A 26004-nucleotide genomic window follows, 5' to 3' on the forward strand; every position below is an offset into this window, starting at 1 on the left:
TCGCTAGGAGGAGGGGCGCCCGAGTACTGGACGTACTTGGGCGCCCCGACAACGCGGCGAGGTGCGGTGCCAGGCGGCGCGGGTCAGGCAAGATCCGAAAGAGACGGCCTAGATGCCCAGGGCCCCGTCGATCCGCTCGCGCAGCAGGTCGGCGTGGCCGTTGTGGCGCGCGTACTCCTCGACCATGTGCACGAGGACCCAGCGCAGGGAGACCCTCCCGCGCCAGGCGTCGTCGCCCTCCACGTCGAGGTCGGGCGCGTCGGCCACGAAGCGGTCCGCGAAGGCCACTTCGGCCCGCCACGCCCGCCAGGCCTCGTCGACGGCGGCCGGGCCGCCGGCCGCTCCGTCGAAGCCGGCGTCGGGGTCCGCCTCCGACGAGAACAGGGGCCGCACGTCCTGCCCTGCCAGTACGGAGCGGAACCAGCGGCGTTCGACGTCGGCCAGGTGGCGCACCAGGCCCAGCAGGGAGAGCGTGGACGGCTCCACGGACCGGCGGGACAACTCCCCCTCCACACCGGCGCACTTCAGTTCCAGGGTGGCGCGCTGGTCCGCCAGGAACGCGGCCAGCATCCGCCGTTCGTCCCCGGTCGCCGGACCGGTGAAGCGGCGGTCCGGTCCGGGTGCGGGGAAGATCTCGGCTCTGCTGCGTCGGTTCGTCATGCCCGCGATTATGGGAGGAGGGTCCGGCGGCGGGCTCGCGCGGGGCCCGTGCGGAGGTGCGGCCCAGGCGGGCGGCAGGGTTCGCGTGGCCGTCAGTTGAGGGCGTTGATCATGGCCGTGGCCGTCGCCGCCATCGCCGTACGGGCCGCCGCCAGGTAGGGCCGGGGGTCCGCCGGCGTGAGGTGGCCGCGGATCGCCTCGGTCATGGCCACGTTCAGGGCCGTGCCGATGTTGACCTTGCGGATGCCGCCGGCGACGGCCGCCGCGAGTTCCGCGTCCGGCAGCCCCGAGGAGCCGTGCAGGACCAGCGGCACGTCCACCGTCTTGGCGAGCCGGGCCAGCAGCACGTGGTCCAGGGAGGCGGTCCGGCTGGTCATCGCGTGGCTGCTGCCGATGGCGACGGCGAGGGCGTCGACCCCGGAGTCGGCCACGAACCGGCGTGCCTCGTCGGGGTCGGTACGGGCGCCCGGCGCGTGCGGGTCCAGCGGGGCTGCGCCGTTCTTGCCGCCCACCTCGCCCAGTTCGGCCTCGATCCACAGCCCGTTGGCGTGCGCCCAGTCGGCGGCGGAGCGGGTGGCCTCGAGGTTCTCGGCGTACGGGAGGTGCGCGGCGTCGTACATCACCGAGCCGTACCCCGCGTCGCAGGCCTGGCGCAGCAGGTCGGAGCTCTTGACGTGGTCGAGGTGCAGGCCGACCGGGACCCCCGCGGCCTCGGCGCAGGCGGCGGCCGCGCGGGAGATGGGCAGCAGCCGGCCGCCGCGGAACTTCACGGCGTTCTCGCTGAGCTGGAGGATGACGGGGAGCCCGGCCTCCTCGGCTCCGGCGACGACCGCTTCGGCGTGCTCCAGGGTGATGATGTTGAAGGCGGCGACGGCTCGGCCCGCGGCCACCGCCCCGCGGACGAGCGTGCCGGCGGGGACGAGGCTCATCGGACCGCCTCCTCTCCGGTGGTGAGGATCACCGAGCGGGTGAGGTGGCGCGGTGCGTCGGGGTCCAGCTGCTGGTGGGCGGCGACGGCGAGGGCGAGGCGGTGCACCCGGACCAGCTCGGCGAGCGGGTCGAGGCGGCCGGCCACCCACTGGGCGCCGGTGGCCCGCACCTGTTCGGCGAGCCCGTCGGGGGCTGCGTCGAGCGACCAGGTGACGGTGCCGGGCCCGGAGACGCTGATGGGTCCGTGCCGGTATTCCATCGCCGGGTAGGACTCGGCCCAGGACAGGGAGGCCTCGCGCATCTTCAGTGCGGCCTCGTTGGCGAGGCCGACGCTCCAGCCGCGGCCGAGGAAGGTGAACTGCCCGCGGCTCTCCAGCTCGGCGGGGAGCGGCTCGGCGAGCGCGGTGCGGGCGTCGGCGACCACGCGCGCGGAGTGCAGTCCGGCGTGGGCGCGGAGCAGGGTCAGCGCGGTGGTGGCGAACCGGGTCTGCACGACGGACCGCTCGTCGGCGAAGTCGAGGACGACGAGGTCGTCGGCGAGGGTCATCACCGGGGTCGCGGGGTCCCCGATGACGGCGGTCGTGGGCACGCCCGCGTCGCGCAGGCCGGCCAGCAGGTCCAGCACCTCGGTGGTGGTCCCGGACCGGGTGAGGGCGACGACCCGGTCGTAGCGGCGGTGGCGCGGGAACTCCGATGCGGGGAAGGCGTCGGTCTCGCCCTGGCCCGCCTCCTCGCGCGACACGGCGGCCGCCTGGGCCATGTAGTACGAGGTTCCGCACCCGACGATCGCGGTACGCTCCCCCGGCTGCGGCAGCACCGACCGGCGGGCCGGGGCCAGTTCGGCGGCCCGTTCCCAGCATTCGGGCTGTGTGCCCAACTCGTGCGCGACGTGGCTCATACAGGCTCCCTGGTGCGGCAGACGGGACTGAATGCGTTTTCCTGCAAGGTAGCGGGCAGTTTCGCGCAACTTCAAGCATATGAGAGGTGATCTCCTGAGTTAATCTCGGCGGGTAGGCCGATGGAGCACACCGAAGGGGGCGGCCGATGACCCGCAAGGAGCGCTGGCAGGCACTGCTGGACCTGCTGGTGGAGCGGGGCGAGGTGGAGGTGGAGCCGGCCGCCGAGGCGCTCGGCGTGTCCGCCGCGACGATCCGCCGCGACCTCGACCAGCTCGCCGAGCAGCAGCTGCTGGTCCGCACCCGCGGCGGGGCCGTGCTGCACGGCGTCTCGTACGAACTGCCCCTGCGCTACCGCACCTCGCGCCGCGCCGCCGAGAAGCGCCGGATCAGCGAGGCGGTCGCCGCCCTGATCACCCCGGGCGAGGTGATCGGCCTGACCGGCGGCACCACGACCACCGAGATCGCGCGGGCCCTGGCCGGCCGGCCGGACCTGGCCCAGGGCTCCCCCGCGCTCACCGTGGTGACCAACGCCCTCAACATCGCGGGCGAGCTGGTGATCCGGCCCCAGTTCAAGATCGTGCTGACGGGCGGGGTGGCGCGCCCGCAGTCCTACGAGCTGACGGGCCCGCTGGCCGAGCAGGTGCTCGGGCAGCTCGCGGTGGACACGGCGGTGCTGGGCGTGGACGGCTTCGACCCGGCCGACGGCGCGGCCACCCGCCACGAGGACGAGGCGTCGGTGAACCGGCTGCTGTGCGAGCGGGCCCGCCGGGTGGTGATCGCGGCCGACTCCAGCAAGCTGGGCGTACGGGCCTTCGCCCGGATCTGCGCGACCTCGTCGGTGGACGTCCTGGTGACGGACACGGGCCTGACGGCAGCGGTGGCCCGGGAGTTCGAGGCGGCGGGGGTCGAGGTCCTGAGGGTGTGAACGGGCCGCGGTCCGGTCAGTGCGCGGGCAGCCGCTCCGACTCCCGGACCAGGGCGGCCAGGACCGGGGCGATGAGCGGGTGGACCTCGCCGCCGCGGCGGGTGGCGGCGAAGACCCGGCGGGTGGCGGCGGGGCCGGAGACCGGGCGGACCTGGACCTCCTTGAGGTCCATGCCGCGCAGCGCCGAACGGGGCACCAGGGCCACCCCGGCGCCCGCGCCCACCAGCGCGGTCACCGCGCGGAAGTCGTCGGAGGAGTGGACGAACCGGGGCTGGAAGCCGGCCAGTTCGCACGCGAGCAGCGTCACGTCGTGGCACGGGTTGCCGGGGTACTGGCCCACCCAGTCCGCGTCGGACAGGTCCGCGAGCGCCACGGCGGGCGGATCGGCCAGCGGATGCCCCGAGGGCAGTACGGCGTCGAAGGGCTCCGCGTACAGCGGCAGGACGGACAGCCGGGCGTCGTCCGCCCCGGGCCCGCCCCGGTACTCGACCGCCAGGGCCACATCCGCCTCGCCGTCCAGCAGCAGCGGCAGGCTCTGGTCGCCCTCCGCGTCCCGCACCCGCAGCCGGATCCCGGGGTGCTCCAGCGCCAGCCGGGCGATGGCCGGGGCCAGCACCTCCGCGATGCCGGTCGCGAAGGCGGCCACGGTCACCTCGCCCGCCGAGCCGCCCGCGTACGCCGCGAGTTCGGCCTCCGCCCGCTCCAGCTGCGCCAGCACCTCGTGGGCGTGGCCGAGCAGGATCTCACCGGCCGCGGTGAGCCGTACGCCCCGGCCGCTGCGGGTGAGCAGGGCGTGGCCCGTCTCCTGTTCCAGAGCCGCGAGCTGCTGGGAGACGGCGGACGGGGTGAGGTACAGGGCTGCGGCCGCGGCGGTCACCGTACGGTGGTCCGCCACGGCCCGCAGGATGCGCAGCCGGCGGGGGTCGATCACCCCACCATTGTCTCAGGCCCCGTCGGCCACCAGCGCCGCACGGGCATCGGCGAACGCGGCGACCGCGCGCTCCACGTCGGCCGTCGAGTGGGCCGCCGAGAGCTGCACGCGGATGCGGGCCGCGCCCATCGGCACCACCGGGTAGGAGAAGCCGATCACGTAGACGCCGCGCTCCAGCAGCAGCTCGGCCATCCGGGCCGCCTCGGCCGCGTCGCCGATCATCACGGGGGCGATGGCGTGGTCGCCGGGCAGGATCTCGAAACCGGCCTCGGTCATCTTCGTGCGGAAGAGCGCGGTGTTGGCGGCGAGCTGCTCGCGCAGGTCGCCGGCCGACTCCAGCAGGTCGAGGACCTTGAGGGAGGCCGCCGCGATGACCGGGGCGAGGGAGTTGGAGAAGAGGTACGGGCGCGAGCGCTGGCGCAGCAGCTCGACGATCTCGGCGCGCGCCGCGACGTAGCCGCCGGAGGCGCCGCCCAGGGCCTTGCCGAGGGTGCCGGTGATGATGTCGACGCGGTCCATGACCCCGTGCAGCTCCGGGGTGCCGCGGCCGCCGGGGCCGACGAAGCCGACGGCGTGCGAGTCGTCGACCATGACCATGGCGTCGTAGCGGTCGGCGAGGTCGCAGATCTCCTGGAGGGGGGCGACATAGCCGTCCATGGAGAAGACGCCGTCGGTGACGATGAGCTTGCGGCGGGCGCCGCCCTCGGCGGCCTCCTTCAGGCGCGTCTCCAGCTCGGCCATGTCGCGGTTGGCGTAGCGGAAGCGGCGGGCCTTGGACAGGCGGATGCCGTCGATGATCGAGGCGTGGTTGAGGGCGTCGGAGATGACCGCGTCCTCGGCGCCGAGCAGGGTCTCGAAGACACCGCCGTTGGCGTCGAAGCAGGAGGAGTAGAGGATGGTGTCCTCCTGGCCGAGGAAGGCCGACAGCCGCGCCTCCAGCTCCTTGTGCACCTCCTGCGTGCCGCAGATGAAGCGGACCGAGGCCATGCCGTAGCCCCAGCGGTCGAGTGCGTCCTTCGCCGCGGCGACGACCTCGGGGTGGTCGGCCAGCCCCAGGTAGTTGTTGGCGCAGAAGTTGAGGACCTCGCCGGGAGCCCCGCCCGCGGTGACGGCGACGGCCGCGTTCTGCGGGGTGCCGATGACGCGCTCGGGCTTGTGCAGGCCGGCGGCGCGGATCTCGTCGAGGGTGGTGCGCAGGTCCTCGCGGACGGACTCGAACATGGTGCGGTGCTCCTTATGCGGCGGAGGGCGACGGGCGGAGGGGACGGCGACGGACGGAGGGGACGGCGACGGACGGAGGGGGGCCGGGCCCCGCGGAGGGGGGAGAGGGTGTGCGGGGCCCGACCGGGGGGGAGATGGTCTTTCGGTGCGCCGGGCCGGGTCTACGCGGTCCAGTCCAGGATGATCTTGCCGCTGCGGGCCGTCGAGGCCTCGTCGAACGCGGCGTCGAAGTCGCGGTGCGAGTAGCGGCCGGTGATGACCGGGCTCAGGTCGAGCCCGCCCTCCAGCAGCACCGTCATCGCGTACCAGGTCTCGAACATCTCGCGGCCGTAGATCCCCTTGATGGTGATCATCGAGGTGACCACCTTGGCCCAGTCGACCGGGAACTCCTGCGCGGGCAGGCCCAGCATGGCGATCCGGCCGCCGTGCGTCATGTTGTCGATCATGTCGCGCATGGCCTCGCCGCGGCCGGACATCTCCAGACCGATGTCGAAGCCCTCGCGCAGGCCCAGCTGCGCCTGCGCGTCGGCGATGGAGGACTCGGCGACGTTCACCGCGAGCGTGGCGCCCGCCTTGCGGGCGATCTCCAGCCGCTCGGGGCTGACGTCGGTGATCACCACGTTGCGCGCACCGGCGTGCCGGGCCACGGCCGCCGCCATGATGCCGATCGGGCCGGCGCCGGTGATCAGCACGTCCTCGCCGACGAGGGGGAAGGACAGCGCGGTGTGCACGGCGTTGCCGAACGGGTCGAAGATCGCCGCGACGTCCAGGTCCACCGCCGTCCGGTGCACCCACACGTTCTGCGCGGGCAGCACCACGTACTCGGCGAAGGCGCCGTCGCGGCCGACCCCGAGGCCGATCGTGCTGCGGCACAGGTGGCGGCGCCCGGCCAGGCAGTTGCGGCACTTGCCGCACACCAGGTGGCCCTCGCCGCTGACCAGCGCACCGACCTCGATGTCGCGGACGTCAGCGCCTAGGGCGGCGACCTCGCCGACGAACTCGTGACCGAGGACGAGCGGGGTCTTCACCGCGCCCTGCGCCCAGCCGTCCCAGGCCCGGATGTGCAGGTCGGTTCCGCAGATGCCGGTGCGCAGCACCTTGATCAGCACGTCGCCGGGGCCGTACTCGGGCTCGGGGACGTCCATGAGCCGCAGTCCGGGTTCGGCCTTGTGCTTGACGAGTGCCTTCATGGGGGTGGCTCCAGGCATGCGGAAGGGGGCGCCGCGCGGCGCGGGGGCGCGGACGGCGTCGGTGACGGTCACCAATCTGCCGAGATGCCCGGTGATCAGTCCATCGAGACTTTCTTAAGCGGGTCGACAGCCCAGCTTCACGCCTATGCTCCTCCGATGACGGGGTAGGGTCCCGGGGCCGGGGGTGGTCCGGGGAAAAGGGGAGGTGAGGGGCGTGCCGAGTCTGCGCAGCAGGGCGCTGTCGGCGGCGCTGATCGCGACGGGACGGCGAAGACGGTTCGCGAGCGTCGAAGCGGTACGGACCCGGGTGGCGGAGTCCGCCCGACGGCCCGCTTCGCATCTGCCGCCGCGCTCGCTGGGGCGGGTAGCGGACATCTCGCGGACCTTCGTCGGCGCCTGGCCGGTGTACGAGGTCTCCCCGCGGGGGACCGAGCCCGCGGCACGGGTGTTGTACGTGCACGGCGGCAGCTACATCAACGAACTCGTCCGCCCGCACTGGGCGATGATCCGGACCCTGGTCACGCAGGCGCGGGCGCGGGTCGTCGTACCCGCGTACATCCTCGCCCCGCGCGGCACCGCCGACCGTACGGTCCCGGTCGCCGCCGACCTGCTCAGCGGCCTGATAGCGAGCGGGGGCGCGGGCGGGACGATGCTCCTCGGGGACTCCGCCGGGGCCGGGCTGGCGCTGGCCGCCGCCCAGCGGCTGCGCGACCGCAACGGGGCGCAGCCCTCCCGGATCGTGCTGATCTCGCCGTGGCTGGACGTGACGATGAGCCATCCGGACCAGGCGGGCATCGAGGCGGCCGATCCGATGCTGGCCCGTCCGGGGCTGCGCGAGGCCGGGCGGCTGTACGCCGGGACCCTGGCCGCCGACGACCCCCGGGTGAGCCCGCTGCACGGCTCCTTCGAGGGGCTGGCGCCGCTGACGGTGTTCACCGGGACCCGGGACGTGCTGACCACGGACAGCAGGGAGTTGGCGCGCCGGGCCCGCGCCGCCGGGGTGGAGGTGGAGTTCCACGAGGAGGCGGGGCTGCCGCACGTGTACCCGCTGCTGCCGCTGCCGGAGGGCCGGGCGGCGCGCGACCGGATCGTCGAGCTGGTCCGGACGGCGGCCGCGGAGGTGTGAGCCCGCGGCCGGGCCCGGTCCGCAGGCCGGGCCCTAGGCCACGCAGGTCATCAGGGAGCTGATCGGCCAGGCGCGGTAGGCCGTCCAGTAGGCGTCGTCGCGTTCCGGGTCGGCGGGCGGGGTGCGGTTCGGCTGCCAGCCGATGGTGCTGAACCCCGCCTCGACGGCCGCTTCGGCGAGTTCGGAGTGGGCCCACTCGTGGAACTCGAAGGGCAGCGGCGGTTCGGTGAGGAAGTGCGCCTTGAGCAGGGGCGCGTCGCCGGCCACGACCCGGTCGAGGATGCGGACCCCGTACGGCGACCAGTCGACGCGCGGGAACGCCCCGGCGTTGGGCACGATGGCGAGCAGCCGGCCGCCCGCGCGCAGGCTGGCGCGGACCGAGCGGAACATCGCGTGCAGGGAGACCCGGTCGGGCGTGTGGTTGAAGGGGTAGACGGCGGTGGCGAGGTCGAAGGGCCCGAGGGCGGGGAGGCCGGCGGCGTCGGCGACGTGGTATTCGACGCTCCCGCCGGCCGGCCCGTCCTGCTCCGTGTGGTGCTCGCGGGCCAGCTTGATCATCTCCTCCGAGGCGTCCACCCCGACGGTCCGCCGGGCACCGCCGCGGGCCAGCAGACGGGTGTTGTAGCCGTAGCCGCAGGCGAGGTCGAGGGCGTCGAGCCCGCGCACCCCGCCGAGGGCGTCGAGGGCTCCGTGGAGGGTGTAGGTGTCGGCCGCCGAGAAGGCCGCCGTGGTCCTGGACTCGGCGTACCGCTCGCCGAGGGTGTCGTACTGGAACCGCATGCTCTGCCTTCCGGGGGCCTGCCGGGCGGGGGTGGGACGCGTGCGTATCGTGCCCCGCGGCGTGCCCGGCGCGCGGCCGTACACCCGTGCGTCCCCCGGACGAGGGAAGCGGTCGGCCTATCGGGTGCGCCGGTGCCGGTCCGGGTCCGGGTCGTCGTCGTGGCGTACGGGGCTCAGCGCGACCAGCACCGGACGGGGCGGGCTGGCCGGGCCGGGCCGGCCGGACCCGCCGGCCGGGCCCGCGCAGGCGGAGGCGCAGCCCGCGGTGGCGAAGAAGCACCCGGCGCATTCCGGAGCACCGATCTCCTCGCGCTTGAGGCGGCCCTTGCGGACCCAGTAGCGGGCGAGCTCGGCGGCCTCCGCCGGGCTGATGCCCAGCCGGGCGGCGATCTGCGGCAGCCCCTCGCCCGGAGCCGCCTGTTCGACCTCCCGCAGCAGCCTGCGCAGCATCCCGGGCCCCGGCCCTGGCCCTCGTACGCCGCTCACCACAGCAGCCGCGCGATCTGGAAGACCCCCGTGGCGAGGAGCCAGGCGGCGGCCAGCTGGAGCCCGAGCCCGATGAGCGTGAGCCGGGTGCCGATCTCGGCGCGCTGCGCGGCCACGGTGGCCATGCACGGCGTGTAGGCGAGGACGAAGACCAGGAAGGCCAGGGCGGCGGCCTCGGGGTGCCCGCCGGAGGACTCCTCGAAGGTGGCGTGCAGGCTGGCGGTGAGCCTCGGGCCGCCGTCCTCCTCGGCCGAGTAGGTCTGGGCGAGGGTGGAGACCACGCCCTCCTTCGCGATGAGGCCGGTGCCGAGGGCGGCGGTGGCGTGCCAGTCGCCGAATCCGGCCGGTGCCATGACCGGCGCGACGGCCTCGGTGAGCCGGCCGAAGACGCTCTGCTCCACGTCCACGTTCCCGAAGCCCCCGCCCGCCGCGGCGCCCGCGGGGATGGCCATGAGCAGCCAGACGCCCGCCGCGGTGGCCACGATGATGCCGCCGGCCGTGCGCAGGAAGGCGCCGAGCTTCTGCCGGACCTGGCTGCCGGTGACGCGCAGGGTGGGCAGCCGGTACGGCGGCAGCTCCAGGACGAGCGGCTCCTCCCGCATGCGGGGGAAGAGCAGCGGGCGCAGGAGCAGCCCCATGCCGACGACCAGCAGCACGGAGGCGACGTACAGGAGGAAGACCACGGTGCCCGAGTGCGAGCCGAAGAAGACCCCGGCGATCATCACGTAGACGGCGAGGCGGGCGGTGCAGCTCGTGTAGGGGATGAGCAGGCCGACCAGCAGGCGGTGCGAGCGGCGGCTGAGGATCCGGGTGCTCGCGAAGGCCGGCACGTTGCAGCCGAAGCCCACGACCAGCGGGAGGAAGGCCCGGCCGGGCAGCCGCAGCGTGCGCATGAGGCGGTCGGCGACGAAAGCGGCGCGGGCGAAGTACCCGGAGTCCTCCAGGAGGGCCAGCAGCGCGAACATGATGACCATCAGCGGTACGAAGGTGAGCAGTTGGCCCACTCCGTTGATCAGGCCGTCGACCAGCAGCCCGGTGAGCCATCCGGGGGCGTGCACGGCGTCGAGGAGCTGCTCCGCGCCGCCGCTGACCGGCCCGGAGACGAAGTCGCCCAAGCCGTCTTGGAGCGGTTTGGCCAGGGTGGTGGTGGCCTGGAAGACTCCCCACATGACGGCGAGGAAGAACGGGATGCCGAAGGAGCGGGACAGCAGCAGCCGGTCCACGCGGTCGGTGAGGGTGGGCCGGGCGTGCGCGGGCCGGGGCGCGGCGCGCTCGATGACGGCGTGCGCCCAGCCGTAGCGGGCTTCGGCGACGAGGAGTTCGGCGTCGGCCGAAGCGGCGGGGTCTGCGGGGTCGGCGGGGTCGGCGGAATCGAAGCCGGGGTCCGGGTCCGTGTCGGGCGCGGAGTCGTCGGGCGCGGAGTCATCGGGGGCCGAGTCGCCGGCCGCTTGCTCCAGCCGGGCGGCGGCGGCCCGGGCCCGGGACACCAGGTCGGCGGGCGCACCGGCGGGCCGCTCCCCGCACAGCAGGCTCACGGCCAGCCAGCGCGCCGGGTAGGGGTGCTCGGCCCGCGCGGAAGCCCGTGCGAGCTCCTCCAGTTCGGCGTCGACCGGCGATCCGGCCGGCCAGCGGGCCGCCGGGGGCGCGGGGGCCGCGAGTACGTCCGTCACGGTGTCGGCGAGCAGGTCGAGCCCGCTGCGCTCGCGGCCCTCCACCGGTACGACGGGCAGCCCGAGTTCGCGGGCCAGCGCGGCGGGGTCGGGGGCCGCTCCGCGGCGGGCGGCGACATCGGTCATGGTCAGCGCGACCACGACCGGGATCCCGGTGTCGAGGATCTGCGAGAGCAGGTACAGGTTGCGGGCGGGGTTGGCCGCGTCGAGCGCGAAGACAACCAGGTCGGGGCGGGCCTGCGGCGGGGCCGTGAGCACGTCGCGGACGAGCGCCTCGTCCGGGGAGTCGGGCAGCAGGCTGTAGGAGCCGGGCAGGTCGGCGAGGCGCAGCCGGTGGCCGCCGAGGGTCCGCCATTCGCCCTGGGCCACGGCCACGGTCTTGCCGGGCCAGTTGCCGACGCGCTGGCGGGCGCCGGTGAGGGCGTTGAAGAGGGTCGACTTGCCGACATTCGGGTTTCCGGCGAGGGCCACCAGCGGGGTGCCCGTCTCCACGACGGCCGTGGCGGTCCCGGTGGCGTGGCAGCTCATCGGCCGCACCTCAGCCGGCCGGCCGTACCCGAGTCGAGCGCCACCCGGGTCGCGCCGAGGCCGACGAGCACGCCGCCGGTCGCGCCGCGGGCGATGACGGTGACGTCGGCGCCGGGCACGAAGCCGAACTCCAGCAGGCGTCTGCGGCTCCCGCCGGCCCGGCCGGTGGCGGGGGCTATCCCCGTGAGGCGGACGGTCGTCCCGGGTCGGCTGTCGTTGAGCGACGGCACCAGCGCACCTTCTTCGGCGTTCGGGGGTCGGGGGCCACGTCCGGGGACCGGCCCTGCTTAGGCAAGCCTAAGCAGCCCCCGGCGGCCCGGACCGCCGCTCAAAGTCCCTGATCGCAGGGGACTTTCAGCCCGCCCGTCCCGCTCCCCCCTCAGCCGTTCGGCCGGGACCGGCCCCAGGAGGCGGCCGCCCCGGGGTGCGGCCACGGCGGCGGAGGGCGCATCCTGGGCGTGTGACGGCGAGACCGGACAGTGGCGGCCCCGCCCCCGGTGCCATGGCCCAGGTGCTCGCCCGGGCCACGGTGGAGGTGGTGACGGCCGTCGGCGGGTACGCGGGCGGGGTGTATCTGCGCTCCGGGCAGCCGGGGCAGCTGCGGATGGCCGTGCTCTTGGGGCTCCCGGGGCCCCTCTTCCGGCCCTGGACGCGGATGAACCTGAGCCGCCCCTATCCGGTGGCCGAGGCCTACCGGTCCGGGCAGTCCGTGCACCTGCCCGACGCGGAGGCGGCCATGCGGCGCTTCCCGCAGCTGATGGCGGGCCTCCCCTTCCCCTTCGCGTCGATGTTCGAACCGGTGGCGGCCGGTGCCGAGCGGTTCGGCGTGCTGATGGCGCTGCGCGCCGCCACCCCCGGGGTCGCGGTGGCGCCGGCGGACCGCGAGCGGCTGCGCCGGGCGGCGGACCGGCTGGCCGGGGAGCTGGCGGAGCTGTCGGCGGCCGGGGACCCGGTGGTCTGGGACGGCGACCCGCTGTACACGGAGGGGGCCGACGCCGCCGTGGGCGCCCCGGAGGCCGTGGACCGTCTCGAGCAGGCCCTGCTGTCGGTCGACCGGCAGGGCAGGATCGGCTTCGTCAACGCGGCGGCCGAGACGCTGCTCGGCACGGCCGGGCCGGAGCTGCGCGGACAGGTGCTGTGGGAGGCGCTGCCCTGGCTCGGGCATCCGGCGTACGAGGACCACTTCCGGGCCGTCTTCATGTCCACCGAGCCGGTGCACTTCCCGGCCCGGCGCGGCCGGCGGGCACCCGACGAGTGGATGTCGGTGGACCTGTACCCCGGGGCCGACGGGGTGACCGTGACCATCGGGGCCACCCAGAAGCCCTCCTACGCGCCCGCCTCGATGGCCCGTCCGGGAGGGGGCCTCGGCTCCCCCGCCGACCGGGCGTCCGCGCTGTACCGGCCGGTGTCCCTGGCCATCGCGCTGACCGAGGCCGTCACGGCCCGCCAGGTGTCGGCGGTCGTCACCGAGGAGCTGCTGCCGGCCTTCGGCGGCCGCCAGCTGGCGATCTACCTGCTGGACGAGCGGCATCTGCACCTCGCCTGGGAGACCGGTTTCCCGCAGGGCTTCCTGGACCGGTTCGACGGGGTCGGGCTCGATGTGCGGCTGCCGGGCGTGGAGACCCTGACCTCGGGCCGGCCGCTGTTCTTCGAGTCGATGGAGCACCTGGCCGCCGCGTATCCGGGGATCCCGCTGGACGCCCATGTCGGCGCCCGCGCGTTCCTGCCGCTGATCGCGTCCGGCCGCCCCGTCGGCTCGTGCATCCTCGGCTTCGACGCGCCCCGCGGCTTCAGCCCGGAGGAGCGTACGGTGCTCACGGCCCTGGCCGGGCTGATCGCCCAGGCCCTGGAACGGGCCCGGCGCTACGACAGCGAGGCGGCGCTCGCCCGCGGTCTGCAGTCCGCGCTGCTGCCGCACCGGCTGCCGGTGCACGAGCGGGTGGACACGGTGGGCCGGTATCTGCCCGGCACCCAGGGCATGGACGTCGGCGGGGACTGGTACGACGTCGTCGAGACCGGCGGCGGACGGCTGGCGCTGGTGATCGGCGACGTCCAGGGGCACGGGGTGGCCGCCGCGGCGACCATGGGCCAACTGCGCAGCTCCGTACGGGCCTTTGCGCTGACCGGCAACACGCCGGAACAGGTGATGCGCGGTACCAACCAGCTGCTGATCGACCTGGACCCGGGCCAGTTCGCCAGCTGCTGCTACGTACTGCTGGACCCCGCGACGGGCTCGGCCGAGGCCGTACGGGCCGGGCACCCGCAGCCGCTGCTGCGCCACCCCGACGGCCGGACCGAGGTGCTGGACCTGCCCGGCGGGGTGGTGCTCGGCATCGACCCGGAGGCCACGTACCCGGTCACCGCACTGCGCCTGGCGACGGGCTCGGTGCTCGCGCTGTACACGGACGGGCTGGTGGAGAAGCCGGACAGCGACATCGACGTCGGGGTGGAGCGGCTGCGGACGGCGCTGGCCGCGGCCCGGCCCGACCCGCTGACCGAGACGGCCGACCGGCTGATCGGCGAGGTGGGCAACGCCGCCGACCGGCCGGACGACATCGCGCTGCTGCTGGCGTGCCGGACCGGCGGAGCCGCGTAGGCTCCGCCGGACCGGGCCGCGGGCGGCGGAGCCGCGGGGGCCGGGTTCGTCAGCCGGCGGTGGCGCGGGCGTACGCGTCACCGGCGAGCAGCGCGTCCGCGACCATGTCCGGGGTCACCGGGAACGGCATGTTGTGCGTGGTCTCGCCCTCGGCGGTGGCGGCGCGGCCGATGGCGAGGAGTTCCTCGCGGTCCGGGTCGCCGAGGCCCACCTCGGCGAGCGTGGTGGGCAGGCCGACGGCGCGGCTGAACTTCAGGTACGTGTCCAGTTCGGCGGTGGGGGCGCCTTCGAGGACCAGCTGGGCCAGGGTGCCGATGTTGACCTTCTCGCCGTGCATCATGCCGTGGGTGCGGTGGGAGACGGTCAGGCCGTTGTGGATGCCGTGGGCGGCGGCGAGGCCGCAGGATTCGAAACCGAGCCCGGAGAGCAGGGTGTTGGCCTCGGTGACCTTCTCCAGGGCCGGGGTGACCACGTGCCGCTCGGCCGCGAGGCGCGCCTGGTGGCCGTGCTCCATGAGGGTCTCCCAGCACAGCCGGGCCAGGCTCAGGGAGGCCTCGGTGGCGAGGCCGCCCGCCATCGCGGTGCGGTGCGCGGCCACGCAGACGCGGGCCTCGTACCAGGTGGCGAGCGCGTCGCCCATGCCGGAGACGATGAAGCGGCTCGGCGCGGCGGCGACGAGCGCCGTGTCGACGAGGACGAGGTTCGGGTTGCGCTGGAAGAAGGAGTAGCGCTCGAAGGCGCCGTCCTCGCTGTAGATGACGGCCAGCGCGCTGGTCGGCGCGTCGGTGGAGGCGACCGTGGGGGCGCTGACGACGGCGATGTCGTCGAGGGCGTGGCCGACCGCCTTGGCCGTGTCGATGGCGGTGCCGCCGCCGATCCCGACGATCACGTCGGCGCCGGCCGCGCGGGCTGCGGCGGCGACCCGGTCGATCTCCTTCTGCGTGCACAGCCCGCCGAAGACCTCCTTGGTCAGCTTGACCCCGGCGGCGGCGAGGGACTCGGTGACCGTGGTGTCGACGAAGCCCCACACGCTCTTGTCGGCGAGGACGACGGCGTTCTCGCCGAGGCGTGCGGCGTGCTCGCCCAGATCGTGCATCGCGCCGGCGCCCTGCACGTACTTCGGCGGGCTGATCATCATGCGCGTACCGACGGTCTTCACGGCCAAACCTCCAGGATGGGAATTGATTTCCGCGACTGCATTTCATGCCTATCACGGATTCACGGAAGGCCGGAAATATGTGGACGGGCCCTGCGGGAGGGGCCTTTCCGCGCCCGTGAAAGGGACCAAAGGCCCCGCCCGCAGCGGGTGCGACGCGGGGTAACGTGCCTGGCAAGTGAGCCGGGAGCGGTCACGGACGGATAACGGTGCGCCGCACATACCGAGCCCGAATTCCTGTTTTCCGCTTTCGGGCCCACGTATCGGAATCCAGAAAAGAGGCTCCCGTGAAGAAGCTCATCAATTCCCCCGAGAGTGTCGTCGGCGACGCGCTGCACGGCATGGCCGCCGCCCACCCCGGGCTGTCGGTCGAGGCGGAGACGGGCATCGTCACGCGGGCGTCCGGCCCGGCGGCCGGCAAGGTGGCGCTGCTGTCCGGCGGCGGCAGCGGGCACGAGCCGCTGCACGCCGGGTTCGTCGGCCCGGGCATGCTGGCGGGGGCCGTGGCCGGTCCGGTGTTCACCTCGCCGGTCCCGGACAACATCGCACGGGCCACGGCCGCCGTGGACTCGGGCGCGGGCGTCGTGCACATCGTGAAGAACTACACCGGGGACATCCTCAACTTCGCGATGGCGGCCGAGGACTGCGAGGACGAGGGCATCGAGGTCGAGCAGGTCGTCGTGGACGACGACGTCGCGGTGACCGCGGTGGAGGGCGGGCCGGGCCGGCGGGGCACGGGCGCCACCCTGTTCGTGGAGAAGATCGCCGGCGCCCTCGCGGAGGAGGGCGCGCCCCTCGCCGAGGTCGCCGCCGTCGCCCGCAAGGTCAACTCCCTCTCCCGCAGCTACGGAGTGGCCCTGAGCTCCTGCACCACCCCCGCCAAGGGCAGCCCCAACTTCGAGCTGGGCCCCGACGAGATCGAGCTCGGCATCGGCATCCACGGCGAGCCCGGCCGTGAGCGGCGCCGGCTGATGACCGCCGCCGAGACCGCCGAGGCGATGCTCGACGCCATCCTCGACGACCTCCCCGAGGCCTCCGGCGCCCCGGTCATCCTGCTGGTCAACGGGCTCGGCGGGACCCCGCCCGTCGAGCTGTACGTGATGCGCGCCGAGGCCGGCCGGGTGCTCGCCGAGCGCGGCATCACCGTGGCCCGGTCGCTGGTCGGTTCGTACGTCACGAGCCTGGACATGGCCGGCTGCACCTTCACCCTGTGCCGCGCCGACGACGAACTGCTGCGGCTGTGGGACGCGCCGGTCGACACCCCGTCCCTGCGCTGGGGCTGCTGAACCTTCCGTCACACCTGTTTGAGGAGCCGTCACCGATGACGACCACCACCCCTGTCCTGGACACCGCCTGCTTCCGCCGCTGGCTCGACGAGACCGCCCGTCTCGTACGCCGGGACAGCGCACGCCTGACCGAACTCGACGCCGTCATCGGCGACGGGGACCACGGGGCCAATCTCGTACGGGGCTTCGGCGCCGTCGGGGCCGCCGTGGCCGAGGCCCGGCCGGTCACCCCGGGAGCCCTGCTCACCCTGGCCGGGACCACGCTGACGAACACCGTGGGCGGCGCCTCCGGCCCGCTGTTCGGCACCGCGCTGCGCCGTACCGGCAAGGTGCTCGGCAACACCGAGACGCCGACCGGGATCGAGCTGGCCACCGCCCTGGGGGCCGGGCTGCGGTCCGTGCAGAAGCTGGGCGGCGCCGAGATCGGCGACGCCACGCTCGTGGACGCCCTGGCACCGGGCGTGGCCGCGCTGTCCGAGGCCGCCGAGGCGGGCCGGCCGCTGCGCGAGGCCCTGGACATGGCCTGCGAGGCGGCGCGCGACGGCGCCGACGCCACGGCCGGGCTCCAGGCCCGCAAGGGCAGGGCCAGCTACCTCGGGGAGCGCAGCGTCGGCCACCAGGACGCCGGGGCCAACTCGGTGGTGCTGCTGATGGAGGCCCTGCGTACGGCGGTGGACGGCGCGGACGCGGCAGACACATCGGACGCGACGGGCACGGCGGGCACCGCGGCCGGACCGGCCCCCGCGGCCTCGTCCGAGACCTCCTCCGACACCTCTTCCGCGTCCGGATCCGCGTCCGGCTCGCAGACCCGTACCGGGCGGGTCGGCGTGGTCCTGGTCTCGCACAGCGCGAAGGTCGCCTCCGCCGTGGCCGAGCTGTCGGGAGCCCTGCTGGGCTCCGTCGACCCCGCCCCGCTCGCCGTCGCGGGCGGCACCCGGGACGGCGGTGTGGGCACCAGCGCGGAGCTGGTCCTCGCGGCGGCCCGCCTGGTGGACGAGGGCCAGGGCGTGGCCGTCCTGTGTGACATGGGCAGCGCTGTGCTCACCGTGCGGTCGCTGCTCGCCGAGGACCCCTCACCGCTGCCGGCCGTTACCCGGATCGTGGACGCGCCGTTCCTCGAGGGCGCCGTCGCCATCACCCTGACCTCGGCGCTCGGCGGCGACCTGGACGCGGTCCTGGCCGCGGCCGAGGACGCGCGCCAGTACCGCAAGCACTGACCGCGGTCAGCCGGAGTCGCGGCCGCCGGGTTCGTCCAGGGACAGGGTCAGGGCGGTGTTGACCAGGCCGACGTGGCTGAAGGCCTGCGGGAAGTTGCCGAGTTGGCGCCCGGAGACGGGGTCGTACTCCTCGGCGAGCAGTCCCACGTCGTTGCGTACCGCCAGCAGCCTCTCGAAGAGGGCACGGGCCTCGTCGCGCCGGCCCGTCAGGTAGAGCGCGTCGGCCAGCCAGAACGAGCAGGCCAGGAAGGCCCCTTCGTCGCCGGGCAGACCGTCGACGGTGGGGCCTTCGGTGCTGTAGCGGCGGACCAGGCCGCTGCGGCCGAGCTCCTCGCGCACCGCGTCCACCGTGCCGATGACGCGCGGGTCGTCGGGCGGCAGGAAGCCGACGCGCGGGATGAGCAGGGTCGCCGCGTCGAGCTCCTGGGAGCCGTAGTGCTGGGTGAAGGTGCCGCGCTCCGGGTCGTACCCGTTCTCGCACACGTCGCGGTGCACCGCGTCGCGCATGTCGCGCCAGCGCTCCACGTCGCCCGGGACCGAGGGGTCGCCCTCCAGGGTCCGCACGGCCCGGTCGGCGGCCACCCAGGCCATCACCTTGGAGTGCACGAAGTGGCGGCGCGGGCCGCGCACTTCCCACAGGCCCTCGTCGGGCCGGTGCCAATTGCGCTCCAGGAAGTCCAGGAGGGCCAGCTGGATCCGCCACGAGTGCTCCTCGGCGGGAAGCCCGGCGGACCGGGCCAGGTGCAGGGAGTCCATGACCTCGCCGTACACGTCGAGCTGGAGCTGGTCGACGGCCGCGTTGCCGACGCGCACGGGGGCGGAGGAGGCGTAGCCGTGCAGCCACGGCAGGCCCGACTCGGGGATCCGCCGCTCGCCGGCGATCCCGTACATGATCTGGAGGTCCGCGGGGTCTCCGGCGACCGCGCGCAGCAGCCAGCCCCGCCAGGCGCGGGCCTCGTCGAGGAAGCCGGTCGCGAGGAGCGAGCCGAGGGTGAGGGTGGCGTCCCGGAGCCAGCAGTAGCGGTAGTCCCAGTTGCGGACCCCGCCGATCTCCTCGGGCAGCGAGGTGGTGGCCGCGGCGACGATGCCGCCCGTCGGGGCGTAGGTGAGGGCCTTGAGGGTGATCAGGGAGCGGGTCACGGCCTCCCGGTAGGGGCCCTCGTAGGTGCACTGCCGGGTCCAGTCCCACCAGTCGGCGAGGGTCTGCTCCAGGGCCGTGTGCGGGTCGATGGGCTCGGGGCGCGGCTCGTGCGAGGGGTGCCAGGTGAGCACGAAGGCCACCCGCTCCCCCGCGGCGATCGGGAACTGCGAGCGGGTGCTGTTCGCCTCGCCCCAGGTGCGCACGGGCGGTTCGCTGCGGAACCAGGCGGAGTCGGGGCCGGCGACGGCGACCCGGTCCCCGTCGGCGCGGCGCACCCACGGGACGACGTGGCCGTAGTCGAACCGCAGGCGCAGGGTGCTGCGCATCCTGACCCGGCCGGTGACCCCCTCGACGATGCGGATGACGTCGGGGAAGACCTGGCGCTGGGGCATGAAGTCGATGACCTTGACGGTGCCGGTCTCGGTCTCCCAGTAGGACTCCAGGACCAGCGAGCCCTCGACGTAGGCCCGGCGGGTGCACTGCGCGCCGTCCGGGGTGTCGAGGGGTGCGAGGCGCCAGTGGCCGTTCTCCTCGTCGCCGAGCAGCTTGGCGAAGCAGGCCGCCGAGTCGAAGCGCGGCAGGCACAGCCAGTCGATGGACCCGTCGCGGCCGACCAGCCCACTGGTCATGAGGTCGCCGATGAGTGCGTAGTCTTCGATGGGTTGTGTCATTTGTGCGCTCTTCCCCCGAATGTCCGGGGCCAATCAGGCAGGGCCCCGGACACCCCCGGGCGTGCTAGCCGCGTACGAGGAGCAGCACGGCGCCGAGGACCACGCCGAGGGCGACGGCGAGGGCGCCGTGGGCCAGGCGGTGGCTCCGCAGGACCGGCAGGAAGCGGTCGGCCGCGTACCGGCCGGGGCCGGTCAGGGCGAGGGCGGCGGCGCCGACGGCCAGCAGCAGTTCGTACTCGATGCCCTTGGGGGCGAAGAAGGATCCGGCGCCGTGGACGGCGATCGCGTTGACGAGGGTGCCGACGAGGGCGGCGGCGGCGAGCGGGGTCAGCAGTCCGGCGGCGAGGCCGAGCCCGCCCAGGGTCTCGGTCAGGCCGGCGAGTACGGCCATGGCCTCTCCGGCCGGGTATCCACTGGCGGTGAAGAACTGCCCGGTGCCGCTGATGCCGCCGCCCCCGAACCAGCCGAAGAGCTTCTGGGAGCCGTGCGCCGCCATGGTCAGGCCGAGGACGAGGCGCAGGAGCAGCAGTCCGGTGTCGTGGCCCGGGGTCGAGAGGGCGAGCGGAGTCGCGGCGGGCTGTACGGCCGGTGCGGGGGCCTGCGGCTTCGCCGTGGCGGCGGAGGGGCTGGTCATGGGGGGAGATCCTTCCGGTCGGGCGGTCCGAGGGGGACGGATGGGCAGGAGTTGTTCAAATTCGAACCGCCGTGGCCCGACCCTAGCCTTTGATTCAAATTGGAACAACCCGTGTAGGGTGGCGACATGGCTGAAACGAGATGGCTGGACGACCGCGAGAAGCGCGCCTGGGACGGATTCCTGGCCGCCTCGGCCCTGGTGAACCGCCGCCTCGACCAACAGCTGAAGGACGACTCCGGGCTCTCGCACCCCCAGTACGAGATCCTCGTACGGCTCGCCGCGGCCCCCGACGGCGAGCTGCGGATGACCGAACTGGCCAACGGCCTGATCAACTCCAAGAGCGGGCTGACCTACCAGGTCACCCAGATGGAGAAGGCCGGCCTGGTCCGCCGCCGCAGCTGCCCCTCCGACGTGCGCGGGGTCTTCGCCGTCCTGACCGAGGCCGGCCGGGCCCGGCTGGACGGGGCGGCGCCCGGGCACGTGACCACGGTCCGGCAGGTCCTCATCGACGTACTGACCCCCGAGCAGCTCGACGCGATCGCCGACGGCCTGGGCGAGGTCGGCCGGCGCCTGCGCGCCCAGGGCTCCTGAACCGCGGCCCCGCGGTACGCGGGCCTGCCGGACGGGTATAGGCGCCCCATGGACGGAAAGATCTGGATCGGGCTCGCGCTGGCCGTCGCGGCCGGACTCGCGATCGCCGCGGCCGTACTCCTGGTACGGGTCCTGCGGGCCCGGCGGCTGCTGCTGGACGCCGGGATCCCGCTGCGCGACAAGGCCCTGTTCTGGGTCGCCGTGATCTACACCGTCTCGCCGGTCGACCTGGTGCCGGACCCGGTGTACCTGGACGACATCGGAGTCCTGATGCTGGCCCTGCGCTCCCTGCACGCGGCCGCCGCGACGGCGACGGCGCCGGCCCGCCCCGTGAAGGAGCCCGACCGGGTGTGACCCCGGCGGGGCGCGCCCCGGACCGGGCCGGGCGGGACTGGGCCGCTACGGGGGTCAGCGGTGCTGGTCGACGAGGATCGGGTTGCCGTCCGGGTCGACGAGGAGGAAGCTGCCCGGGCCGGAGCCGGACTCGTCGGCCTCCGTCACGAACGGCACGCCCCGCGCCTTCAGCTCCCGCTGGAGCTCGCGTATGTCGGTGAAGGAGTCGAGCGCCTCGGCGTCGCTGTCCCAGCCGGGGTTGAAGGTCAGCATGTTCTTGTCGAACATGCCCTGGAACAGCCCGATCACGTGGTCGCCGTTCTTCAGGACCAGCCAGTTCTCGTCGGGGTTCCCGGCGAACGGGCGGAATCCCAGCTTCTCGTAGAACGCCCTGGAGGCCTCCAGGTCCTGCACGGTGAGACTCACGGAGAACGCGCCCAGATCCATGCGAACAGCCTGGCCGCGCCCTCGGACGGCCGCAACCCGGATCGGGTCCCCTCGGTTCACATCACGCCGCGGGGGCGGAACTGGACGCTGATGCGGGGGCCGACGGCCCGCGTCGACTTGGGCACCGCGTGCTCCATGGTCCGCTGGCAGGAACCGCCCATGACGACGAGGTCCCCGTGCCCCAACGGCAGCCTCAGCAGGGTGGCCCCGCCGTCGCGGGGGCGGAAGGCGAGGTCCCGGGGGTCCCCGACGGAGACGATCGCGACCATGGTGTCCTCGGTGGAGGAGCGGCCCGTGCGGTCCCCGTGCCAGGCGACGCTGTCCCGCCCGTCGCGGTAGAGGCACAGCCCGGCGGTGACGAAGGGCTCGCCGAGCTCGGCGGCGTAGTGGCGGCCCAGGGCCTCGCGGGCCTCGGTGAGGACGGGATGCGGCAGGGCCTCGTCCGCCCCGTAGAAGGCGAGCAGCCGGGGCACCTCGACCTCGCGCTCGTACATCTGCCGCCGCTCGGCACGCCAGGGCACCTCGGCGGCCAGCCGCTCGAACAGCGCGTCGGCGCCGCTCAGCCAGCCGGGCAGGTGGTCGACCCAGGCCCCGGCCCCGAGCACGGTCCGCCGCAGACCGGCGAGCGGCCCGAAGCCGATCTCGCCGCCCTGGTCGAAGAGGGAACCCTGCAGGCCCATGCCCTGTACCGCGTGCATGCCTCCACCCTAACCCCGAAACCGAACACCTGCACGAATTCAGTCGGGCGCGGCGAGCCCCCCGTCCGGGCCGCCGGGCGCCGCTCACGGCCTGCGCGGCAACTCCCGGTATCCGCCGTCCAGTTGCGTGTCGAGGATGCCGGCGACCGCCTGGAAGAGCTCGGGCCGGAGCGGGTCCACCACACCGGTGGAGAAGATCGCGGACAGGGCGAGCGGCCCGCGAAGTGCGGCAGGGAGTTCTGGAACACCGCGGGAGAGCCGCCGTCCGTCAACGGGACGTCGTACTCCTCGACCGTCGTGCTGCGCTCGACGTGCACCCCGGGCTCGATCCGGGGGTCTGCGCGTTCTGTACGTCGATCAGCCAGCGCTGTGCGTTGGCCAGGGCCTCGCCGCCCGCACCGGATTCGTGCAGGGCGAGCATGTTGAGCGTGGTGTGGAAGCCGTTGGTCGTCCGCACCGGCCGGCCGCCGGTGCGGCCGTCGTCGGAGAGGCGCTGCTGGGCGGTGAGGTAGCCCACGACCTCGGCGGCGCGCTCGAAGCGGCCGCCCGCGAGGCCGAAGGTGAACAGGCCCACCGCGGAGGCGGTGATGCCGGGGTTCGGATCGTGGAGGGAGTGGTACCAGCCGGCGGCCGCGTCGGGGGCCGTACGGAAATTCTGGCGCAGGCAGCCGATCGCGAGGTCGATGGACGCGGTGACGGCGGTACCGGACAGCTCGGCACCGGAACGCACGCCTCGGTCTCCCCCAGGGTGGCGGCGTCACGGCACGGCGTCCCGGTGCGTTGGCCTGTCGGAACGCAGAACGGTAGGCACAGTGTGCCCTTTCCGGAGCACCCTGACACCGCTTTCGCCCGCACGCGCCCCGCGACCGCGCCCCGCGACCGCGTGCCGCGCCGGGGCCCGCGCCGCCTGTCGCCGCGGGGCCCCGTCGCCTACCGTCGGAGCGACGAGCCGTGCGGAAAGCCACCTGTCAGCCTCACCGGGAGACGCTCATGAGGATGCTGATCAACAGTCCGGACACCGTGGTCGCCGACGCCCTGCGCGGGATGGCGGCCGCTCATCCCGAGCTCGACGTCGACGTGGAGCGGCGGATCGTCGTACGGCGGGACGCGCGGGGCGGGGGCCGGGTCGGGCTGGTGTCCGGGGGCGGCTCGGGCCACGAGCCGCTGCACGCCGGGTTCGTGGGGTACGGGATGCTGTCGGCGGCGTGTCCCGGGGAGGTGTTCACCTCGCCCGTGCCCGATCAGATGCTGCGGGCGGCCGCGGCCGTGGACTCGGGCCGGGGGGTGCTGTTCGTCGTCAAGAACTACACCGGCGACGTGCTGAACTTCGAGATGGCCGCCGAGCTCGCCGAGGAGGACGGACTGCGCGTGGAGCGCGTCCTCGTCAACGACGACGTCGCCGTGACCGACAGTCTGTACACGGCCGGGCGGCGCGGCACCGGGGCCACTCTCTTCGTGGAGAAGATCGCCGGGGCGGCGGCCGAGGAGGGGGCGCCGCTGGAGCAGGTCGCGGCGGTCGCCCGGCGGGTCAACGAGTCCTCGCGCAGCTTCGGCGTGGCCCTGAGCGCCTGCACCACGCCCGCGAAGGGCAGTCCCACCTTCGACCTGCCCGACGGGGAACTCGAGCTGGGCATCGGGATCCACGGGGAACCGGGCCGCGAGCGGCGCCCGATGATGCCGGCGCGGGAGATCGCCGAGGTCGCGGTGGAAGCCGTACTGCGGGACCTGGCGCAGGTGGGCCCGGCCGACGGGCCGGTGCTGGCGCTGGTCAACGGCATGGGGGCGACGCCGCTGCTGGAGCTGTACGGGTTCCACGCCGAGGTGGCGCGGGTGCTGGGGGCACGCGGGGTGCCGGTGGCGCGGACGCTCGTCGGGAACTACGTCACCTCGCTGGACATGGCGGGCTGCTCGGTGACCCTGTGCCGGGTCGACGAGGAACTGCTGCGGCTGTGGGACGCACCCGTGCAGACGGCCGCGCTGCGCTGGGGCCGCTGACCGCGAGGCTGAACGTAAGGTGACCGTGAGGCCCGCCCGGGCTGATCCCGATACGAGGAGATCCGGTGCGTGACGCAGACTTCTTCCGGCGCTGGATGACGGCCGCGGCGGCCGCGGTGGAGCGCGAGGCGGACCGGCTGACCGAGCTGGACTCGCCCATCGGGGACGCGGACCACGGGAACAACCTGCTGCGGGGCTTCGTCGCCGTACGGGCGGCCCTGGCCGCCCAGGCTCCGGCGACCCCGGGCGCGGTGCTCCAGCTCGCGGGGCGGACCCTGATCTCGACCGTCGGCGGCGCGTCGGGACCGCTGTACGGGACGCTGCTGAGGCGCACCGGCAAGGAGCTCGGGGAGGCCGCGGAGGTCTCCGACGAGGCGCTGCGCCAGGCCCTGCACGCGGGGGTGGGCGCGGTGGCCCAACTGGGCGGGGCCGCGCCGGGCGACAAGACGATGCTGGACGCCCTGGTCCCGGGGGTGGCCGCACTGGTCACCTCGTACGGCGCGGCCGGGGAAGCGGCGGAACAGGGCGCCCTGGCAACGGTCCCCCTCCGGGCACGCAAGGGCCGAGCCAGCTACCTCGGCGACCGAAGCATCGGCCACCAGGACCCGGGCGCAACCTCGTCGGCACTGCTACTGGCGGCACTGGCGGAGGCGGCGGAGGACGGCGGGGCGGCGGGGGGCCGCTGGGCGGCCGAGGACGCGGGGGCGGGCGGGGGCCCGGGGGCGGGCGACAGCGCGGGGGTGGGCACGGACCCGGGGGTGGGCAAGGACCCGGGGGCGGCCAAGGGCCAGGGGGCGGACGAGGACCCGAGGGTGACCGAGGGCCCTGGGGTGACCGAGGACCCGGGGGTGGCCAAGGGTCAGGGAACGGACGAGGACCCGGGGGTGACCGAGGACCCGGGGGTGGGCGAGGACCCGGGGGCGGCCAAGAACGCGGGGGCGGCCAAGGGCCCGGCGGCCCAGGACCCGGGGGCGGGCGAGAACGCGGCGGTGGCCAAGGACCCGGGGATGGCCGAGCGCCCGGGGGTGGGCGCCCCTGCTGCGGTGGTCGCCGGGGCCGTGCCCTCGGGGGACGGCGATGACACCGGGCAGGGCCTGGTCGGCATCGTGCTGGTCTCGCACAGCGCGCCGGTCGCCGAGGCAGTGGCGGAGCTCGCCCGGGGCCTGGCTGCGGGCGGCCCGATGGCGGCGGTGGCCGCGGCGGGCGGCACGGCCGACGGCGGCCTGGGCACGAGCTCGGAGCGCGTCCTCGCGGCCGCGCGGGAGGTGGACCGTGGTGCCGGTGTGGCCCTGCTGGCGGACCTGGGCAGCTCCGTGCTCACGGTGAAGACCCTGCTGGCGCAGGGCGAACTGCCGCCGGGCTCACGGCTGGTGGACGCGCCGTTCGTGGAGGGCGCGGTGGCGGCGGTGGTCACCGCCTCCGCCGGCGCCCCTCTGGCGATGGTCGAATCGACCGCGACCGAGGCCTACACCTACCGCAAGACCTGACCCACGACCCGAGCCCCTGGACCGAACCCCCGAGCCCGCCTCGGGACACGCCCTCAGGAGCCACCCTCGGGGCAGGGCCGGGCCCGGGCCCGGGAGCGACCCGGACTCAGAACGGGCCGCAGACCCGGCGGCTCAAGACCCCGGCCGCGCGCGGACCACAGACCGGCAGCACCGGACGCTGATCCCCCCTCGCCGGGGCTTCGTCAGCCGGACCGTCACCGGCCTGGGGGTCCGGGGTGTGGGGCGGTGCCCCGCCGGAGGACCTCCTCGGCTCGCGCACTTGGCCTCGGCTGCGCGGGTGGGGGCCTGGGTTGCGCGCTCGTCCTCCGGGGGCCCTCCGCCGTGTCCCCACCCCACGCCTGGGCTCCGGTGGCAAGGCCTGTCCTCGCCGGCTCCGCGGAACGCG

The 26004-nt window shown here is 74.5% G+C and carries 25 protein-coding genes and 2 pseudogenes; 11 read left to right on the forward strand and 16 right to left on the reverse strand.

From position 1 onward, the window contains the following. Positions 1–108 precede the first annotated feature (108 nt). The 3 genes from ACFWP3_RS36730 to ACFWP3_RS36740 all read right to left on the reverse strand — a co-directional run bounded on the left by ACFWP3_RS36730 (position 109) and on the right by ACFWP3_RS36740 (position 2488). Positions 109–660 (reverse strand): DinB family protein, encoded by a 552-nt coding sequence (locus ACFWP3_RS36730; protein ID WP_384230061.1) that lies wholly within the window; start codon positions 658–660, stop codon positions 109–111. A gap of 92 nt (positions 661–752) precedes the next feature. After that, a complete protein-coding gene (locus tag ACFWP3_RS36735; protein ID WP_384230063.1) occupies positions 753–1589 on the reverse strand; it encodes a class II fructose-bisphosphate aldolase in 837 nt (278 codons plus the stop codon). After that, the gene (locus ACFWP3_RS36740) at positions 1586–2488 is read right to left on the reverse strand and encodes an SIS domain-containing protein (protein ID WP_384230065.1); all 903 of its coding nucleotides are present in this window, start codon (positions 2486–2488) and stop codon (positions 1586–1588) included. The genes ACFWP3_RS36735 and ACFWP3_RS36740 overlap by 4 nt, the downstream gene beginning before the upstream one ends. 146 nt (positions 2489–2634) lie before the next feature. On the opposite strand from ACFWP3_RS36740, the gene ACFWP3_RS36745 reads away from it, so the two are divergent. Further along, positions 2635–3414 (forward strand): DeoR/GlpR family DNA-binding transcription regulator, encoded by a 780-nt coding sequence (locus ACFWP3_RS36745; RefSeq protein WP_384230068.1) that lies wholly within the window; start codon positions 2635–2637, stop codon positions 3412–3414. 16 nt (positions 3415–3430) lie between these two features. Here the strand turns inward: ACFWP3_RS36745 and ACFWP3_RS36750 are convergent, their stop codons facing one another. The 3 genes from ACFWP3_RS36750 to tdh all read right to left on the reverse strand — a co-directional run bounded on the left by ACFWP3_RS36750 (position 3431) and on the right by tdh (position 6756). Beyond that, on the reverse strand, positions 3431–4345 hold the full coding sequence (locus tag ACFWP3_RS36750; protein WP_384230070.1) for a LysR substrate-binding domain-containing protein: 915 nt from the start codon (positions 4343–4345) through the stop codon (positions 3431–3433). A gap of 12 nt (positions 4346–4357) precedes the next feature. Continuing rightward, positions 4358–5566, reverse strand: a complete 1209-nt coding sequence (locus tag ACFWP3_RS36755; RefSeq protein ID WP_384230073.1) for a glycine C-acetyltransferase — start codon at positions 5564–5566, stop codon at positions 4358–4360. A gap of 161 nt (positions 5567–5727) precedes the next feature. Next, positions 5728–6756, reverse strand: a complete 1029-nt coding sequence (gene tdh, locus ACFWP3_RS36760) for an L-threonine 3-dehydrogenase (protein WP_384230075.1) — start codon at positions 6754–6756, stop codon at positions 5728–5730. Between the two features lie 214 nt (positions 6757–6970). Here tdh and ACFWP3_RS36765 point away from each other — a divergent pair, with 214 nt between their 5' ends. Next, positions 6971–7882, forward strand: coding sequence for an alpha/beta hydrolase fold domain-containing protein (locus tag ACFWP3_RS36765; protein ID WP_384230077.1), 912 nt, complete (start codon positions 6971–6973; stop codon positions 7880–7882). Positions 7883–7915: 33 nt separating this feature from the next. Here the strand turns inward: ACFWP3_RS36765 and ACFWP3_RS36770 are convergent, their stop codons facing one another. The 4 genes from ACFWP3_RS36770 to ACFWP3_RS36785 all read right to left on the reverse strand — a co-directional run bounded on the left by ACFWP3_RS36770 (position 7916) and on the right by ACFWP3_RS36785 (position 11576). Continuing rightward, the gene (locus ACFWP3_RS36770; protein WP_384230079.1) at positions 7916–8662 is read right to left on the reverse strand and encodes a class I SAM-dependent methyltransferase; all 747 of its coding nucleotides are present in this window, start codon (positions 8660–8662) and stop codon (positions 7916–7918) included. Between the two features lie 117 nt (positions 8663–8779). Beyond that, positions 8780–9112, reverse strand: coding sequence for a hypothetical protein (locus ACFWP3_RS36775; RefSeq protein WP_384230081.1), 333 nt, complete (start codon positions 9110–9112; stop codon positions 8780–8782). Between the two features lie 32 nt (positions 9113–9144). Next, positions 9145–11346: a ferrous iron transport protein B gene (gene feoB / locus ACFWP3_RS36780; RefSeq protein ID WP_384230083.1), complete on the reverse strand. Its 2202-nt coding sequence runs from the start codon at positions 11344–11346 to the stop codon at positions 9145–9147. Beyond that, positions 11343–11576: a ferrous iron transport protein A gene (locus tag ACFWP3_RS36785; protein ID WP_384230084.1), complete on the reverse strand. Its 234-nt coding sequence runs from the start codon at positions 11574–11576 to the stop codon at positions 11343–11345. Before ACFWP3_RS36785 ends, feoB begins: the two co-directional genes overlap by 4 nt. A 272-nt stretch (positions 11577–11848) precedes the next feature. Here ACFWP3_RS36785 and ACFWP3_RS36790 point away from each other — a divergent pair, with 272 nt between their 5' ends. Further along, positions 11849–13942 (forward strand): SpoIIE family protein phosphatase, encoded by a 2094-nt coding sequence (locus tag ACFWP3_RS36790; RefSeq protein WP_384230104.1) that lies wholly within the window; start codon positions 11849–11851, stop codon positions 13940–13942. Positions 13943–13991: 49 nt separating this feature from the next. Here the strand turns inward: ACFWP3_RS36790 and ACFWP3_RS36795 are convergent, their stop codons facing one another. Then, positions 13992–15101: a glycerol dehydrogenase gene (locus tag ACFWP3_RS36795; protein ID WP_384230106.1), complete on the reverse strand. Its 1110-nt coding sequence runs from the start codon at positions 15099–15101 to the stop codon at positions 13992–13994. A gap of 284 nt (positions 15102–15385) precedes the next feature. On the opposite strand from ACFWP3_RS36795, the gene dhaK (ACFWP3_RS36800) reads away from it, so the two are divergent. The 3 genes and pseudogenes from dhaK (ACFWP3_RS36800) (at position 15386) to ACFWP3_RS36810 (ending at position 17601) form a co-directional block, all read left to right on the forward strand. Then, complete coding sequence (dhaK, locus tag ACFWP3_RS36800) at positions 15386–16384, forward strand: dihydroxyacetone kinase subunit DhaK (RefSeq protein WP_384230086.1); 999 nt, start codon at positions 15386–15388, stop codon at positions 16382–16384. Positions 16385–16419: 35 nt separating this feature from the next. Continuing rightward, positions 16420–17076 (forward strand): annotated as a pseudogene (gene dhaL, locus ACFWP3_RS36805) (dihydroxyacetone kinase subunit DhaL); the annotation flags it as partial. 135 nt (positions 17077–17211) lie between these two features. After that, the gene (locus ACFWP3_RS36810; RefSeq protein WP_384230107.1) at positions 17212–17601 is read left to right on the forward strand and encodes a PTS-dependent dihydroxyacetone kinase phosphotransferase subunit DhaM; all 390 of its coding nucleotides are present in this window, start codon (positions 17212–17214) and stop codon (positions 17599–17601) included. A gap of 6 nt (positions 17602–17607) precedes the next feature. Here ACFWP3_RS36810 and ACFWP3_RS36815 read toward each other — a convergent pair whose 3' ends face one another. Together ACFWP3_RS36815 and ACFWP3_RS36820 are read right to left on the reverse strand one after the other, a co-directional pair. Next, positions 17608–19413, reverse strand: a complete 1806-nt coding sequence (locus ACFWP3_RS36815; RefSeq protein ID WP_384230088.1) for a glycoside hydrolase family 15 protein — start codon at positions 19411–19413, stop codon at positions 17608–17610. A gap of 64 nt (positions 19414–19477) precedes the next feature. Continuing rightward, entirely contained in the window at positions 19478–20047 is a 570-nt protein-coding gene (locus ACFWP3_RS36820) for a DoxX family membrane protein (protein WP_384230090.1), read from the reverse strand. 126 nt (positions 20048–20173) lie between these two features. Here ACFWP3_RS36820 and ACFWP3_RS36825 point away from each other — a divergent pair, with 126 nt between their 5' ends. After that, the gene (locus tag ACFWP3_RS36825; RefSeq protein WP_384230092.1) at positions 20174–20638 is read left to right on the forward strand and encodes a MarR family winged helix-turn-helix transcriptional regulator; all 465 of its coding nucleotides are present in this window, start codon (positions 20174–20176) and stop codon (positions 20636–20638) included. Positions 20639–20686: 48 nt separating this feature from the next. Beyond that, positions 20687–20992, forward strand: a complete 306-nt coding sequence (locus ACFWP3_RS36830) for a YkvA family protein (RefSeq protein WP_384230094.1) — start codon at positions 20687–20689, stop codon at positions 20990–20992. Positions 20993–21046: 54 nt separating this feature from the next. Here the strand turns inward: ACFWP3_RS36830 and ACFWP3_RS36835 are convergent, their stop codons facing one another. The 3 genes from ACFWP3_RS36835 to ACFWP3_RS36845 form a co-directional block, all read right to left on the reverse strand. Next, entirely contained in the window at positions 21047–21418 is a 372-nt protein-coding gene (locus ACFWP3_RS36835) for a VOC family protein (RefSeq protein WP_384230096.1), read from the reverse strand. 56 nt (positions 21419–21474) lie between these two features. Beyond that, on the reverse strand, positions 21475–22116 hold the full coding sequence (locus ACFWP3_RS36840; RefSeq protein ID WP_384230098.1) for an alpha-ketoglutarate-dependent dioxygenase AlkB: 642 nt from the start codon (positions 22114–22116) through the stop codon (positions 21475–21477). 268 nt (positions 22117–22384) lie between these two features. Then, complete coding sequence (locus ACFWP3_RS36845) at positions 22385–22846, reverse strand: hypothetical protein (protein WP_384230100.1); 462 nt, start codon at positions 22844–22846, stop codon at positions 22385–22387. 260 nt (positions 22847–23106) lie between these two features. Between ACFWP3_RS36845 and dhaK (ACFWP3_RS36850) the strand changes: the two genes are divergently transcribed. From dhaK (ACFWP3_RS36850) to ACFWP3_RS36860, 3 genes and pseudogenes are all read left to right on the forward strand, one after another. Further along, complete coding sequence (gene dhaK / locus ACFWP3_RS36850) at positions 23107–24111, forward strand: dihydroxyacetone kinase subunit DhaK (protein WP_384230102.1); 1005 nt, start codon at positions 23107–23109, stop codon at positions 24109–24111. 65 nt (positions 24112–24176) lie between these two features. After that, positions 24177–24770: pseudogene (gene dhaL, locus ACFWP3_RS36855) on the forward strand (dihydroxyacetone kinase subunit DhaL); the annotation flags it as partial. A gap of 348 nt (positions 24771–25118) precedes the next feature. Continuing rightward, a complete protein-coding gene (locus ACFWP3_RS36860) occupies positions 25119–25598 on the forward strand; it encodes a PTS-dependent dihydroxyacetone kinase phosphotransferase subunit DhaM (protein ID WP_384230109.1) in 480 nt (159 codons plus the stop codon). Positions 25599–26004: the final 406 nt, after the last annotated feature.

Origin of the sequence: Streptomyces sp. NPDC058525 (genome assembly GCF_042719495.1) — a bacterium.
Taxonomy (GTDB): domain Bacteria; phylum Actinomycetota; class Actinomycetes; order Streptomycetales; family Streptomycetaceae; genus Streptomyces.